Source organism: Flavivirga aquimarina (assembly GCF_030540835.1).
GTDB lineage: Bacteria > Bacteroidota > Bacteroidia > Flavobacteriales > Flavobacteriaceae > Flavivirga > Flavivirga aquimarina.
Map to the genome: position 1 here is coordinate 1 of NZ_JAUOEK010000153.1, position 462 is coordinate 462.

The window sequence follows — 462 nt, forward strand, 5'->3', positions numbered from 1 at the left end:
AGGGAAGTCATCCGGATTTGATTACGATCCTGACCATGTATATGTTCCATAAGTATGATTTGTGTTCCTATACAAGATAAGAATTACTCAAACCATTAACAATCAGAATACAAAAAAAGTTAATGCACAGTCTGACGTTTGGTGTAAGAATATTGCGTATTTGATAAAGGCTGATTTTCTGAAGGAAAATTGGACGCTAGCAAATAAGCACTACCTTAGGTTCAAGGAATAAACTTACGTATTATTTTTACACATTGTGCCTGTTGCACAACCCCTATGTAAATATACAGAAAATATGTATCTTGTATTATGCAAGGCAAGAAAGATTATCAAGAGAAATTATTTGCACAATTTCAATTGAGCGATCTCGTTCCCGAGCAGAACTTTTATAGACGCTTAAAAGGGGTATTGGATTTAGACTTTCTATACCCAATGACCAAGGGCTATTATGGAGAAAGCGGA

1 pseudogene is annotated in these 462 nt (G+C 35.1%); it reads left to right on the forward strand.

The window, feature by feature from the left end:
- Positions 1-309: 309 nt before the first annotated feature.
- A pseudogene (locus tag Q4Q35_RS22530) lies at positions 310-462 on the forward strand (IS1182 family transposase); the annotation flags it as partial.